This is a genomic window from Streptomyces sp. NPDC046805 (genome assembly GCF_040645355.1).
GTDB lineage: Bacteria > Actinomycetota > Actinomycetes > Streptomycetales > Streptomycetaceae > Streptomyces.
Genome location: NZ_JBEYYC010000084.1, coordinates 1 through 2,144, shown reverse-complemented (window position 1 = coordinate 2,144; position 2,144 = coordinate 1). Strand labels below are relative to the sequence as shown.

Sequence of the window (2,144 nt, the reverse complement as noted above, 5' to 3'; positions counted from 1 at the left end):
CGGATCAACGTGCTGTTCGCGATGCTCCGCGACGGCACCTTCTACGAATCCAGAACCCCACGCCTCGCTTGACCAAAGACATAGAGGCACCCCCCACTGCCCCAGGGCACCACCCATTCAGGAGAAAGCACATGGCATCCACATCGGTCAGCCGGGTCGTCCCGGCCACCGCGGAGCGCGTCTGGAGCCTCATCGGCGGATTTCACGCTCTGCCCGACTGGCTCCCCTACATCCCGGAGAGCACCGCGCTGGAAGGCGGCAGTGTCCGCCGACTGCGCAACCCGGAAGGCGACGTGATCGTCGAGCGTCTGGTGAACGCCAACGACCAGGAACGTCACTACAGTTACGCCATCCTGGAGGCACCCTTCCCGGTGACGGGCTACCTCTCCACCCTGCGCGTCTTCGAGATTCCCGGGAAGCCGGACAGTGCCGAGATCGTCTGGAGCGGCCGCTTCGTCCCGCAGGGCGTAAGTGACGCCGAGGCGGTCGAGCTCTTCACCGGCATCTACCACGACGGGCTGGAAGCTCTCCACAAGACCCTTGTCGGCTGAACACCGGCAGGTGGCACCGCGCCGGCGCGCCGGCTTCGGCGGGACAGAGTGCCCGGGGCCCATCCTGGGCACACCGTCCGACGCGGAACGAACTCCCTTGGATCTCGCAGGAGATACGGGCATGACGGCGACGAAGCGGTGCGTGGTGTGCTTTTCGCCTGTCGCACCCTCCGCCCCTTTAATGCAGGCGCGTCAAGCGCGTGCGGAGAGGAAACCGGGTCGCCCCCTCGGCCTCCGCTCCGCGGAGGACGGTCCGGTCACAGGCTGCGGAAGCAGGCGGCGCCGGGCGGGGCGGGGGCGCCGTGGTCGGCGACGGGCTCAGGGCAGGATGGAGTCGATGTAGCCGCCGTCGACGCGTACGGCGCCGCCGGTGGTGGCGGAGGCGTAGGGCGAGGCGAGGTAGACGACCAGGTTGGCGATCTCCTCGGGCTCGATGAGGCGCTGCAGCAGGGACTGGGGGCGGTACTTGACCATGAACTTGTGCTGGGCCTCGTCCCAGGGCAGCTCGTCGCCCACGAGTTCGCGGACGAACCGTTCCTAGAGACTGAGCGGGAGTGAGTCCTGCTGCCAGGACTCGTGCTCGGTCGTGTGCCCCGAACGGTGTTGGGCACGCTGGTCTCCCGCGTTCGCTCCGCGTCCGGTCCCAGCGGATCGTGTCCGTGGTCCGGGAAGGCGGGGGCGGGTTTCCTCACGCCCTGGGGTGCCTGGTCCGGTCTGGGCGGTCCGATGCCCGCGACGATCACTCCGGTCGTCGCGGGGCGGTGCCGTCCGTCGCCGGACCGGGTGCCCGAGGGCGCGCCGTCCGATCGCGATGCTCGCGGCATCGTGACGGGTGGGTTTGCTGTTCTTGCTGCTGAGGGGTTTCTGCCAGTGCTCGGCGCCCCACCGCGACGTGTAGGCGGGGTCGACGGCGACGAGGGGGACGCCGAGTTCGGCGGCCATCGACACCAGCCGGGCACGCAGCCTGGCCACGGGCATCCCGGAGATCATCTTGCGGAATTGCTTCCGGCGGCCGTGCTTCTCACGGGTCTTCTCCGCGGTGAAGTCGAGGTCTTCGACGGCGATCGCGAGATGGTGCCGCTTGGCCCAGTGCAGCAGCCGGATGAGGGCGTGGCGGATCTGGGCGTCGCGGTGGGTGGTGGTGCCGGTCAGGTCGTAGCCGAACCGGCGCGGCCGGCCGACGGGGTTGCCGTGGGTGTCGAGGCGCCAGGCGGCGAGGTGGTCGGCGTTGGTGTCGACACCGACCAGTCCCCTCGCGCGGGCGGTGGCTAGTGGGGTGGTCCCGGCTGGCGGAATCGTCCAGGAGGCGGTGAGGTACCAGCGGCCACGAGCCGTGTCTTCGTGGATGCGGTAGGCGACGGCCCGGTTCGCCTCCACACGGTCGCGCCACTGCTCGCCCCGATGCGCGAACCCTACCCGGACACTCAGTACGTACCGGCCGTGCGGGGCATTCGCCAGATGGGCGAGCGACGCGGGGAGTCTGATGCTCACCTCGCCCTCCGGGCTGACCCGGATCGTCTCGTTGCCGTACCGCTTCCCCGACTCCCCGTCCGCCTGCAGGAACCTGCGCCCGGCCTGCCACCGCTCACGCCA

At 69.7% G+C, this 2,144-nt stretch carries 2 protein-coding genes and 1 pseudogene; 1 reads left to right on the top strand and 2 read right to left on the bottom strand.

The features are described 5' to 3' along the window. Nucleotides 1–131 precede the first annotated feature (131 nt). On the top strand, nt 132–551 hold the full coding sequence (locus ABZ910_RS36230; RefSeq protein ID WP_361373685.1) for an SRPBCC family protein: 420 nt from the start codon (nt 132–134) through the stop codon (nt 549–551). Between the two features lie 318 nt (nt 552–869). Here ABZ910_RS36230 and ABZ910_RS36225 read toward each other — a convergent pair. Then, nucleotides 870–1,082: pseudogene (locus ABZ910_RS36225) on the bottom strand (SDR family oxidoreductase); the annotation flags it as partial. A 6-nt stretch (nt 1,083–1,088) separates the two neighbouring features. Continuing rightward, the coding region (locus ABZ910_RS36220; protein WP_361373683.1) for an IS200/IS605 family accessory protein TnpB-related protein at nt 1,089–2,144 on the bottom strand (1,056 nt) is incomplete at its 5' end.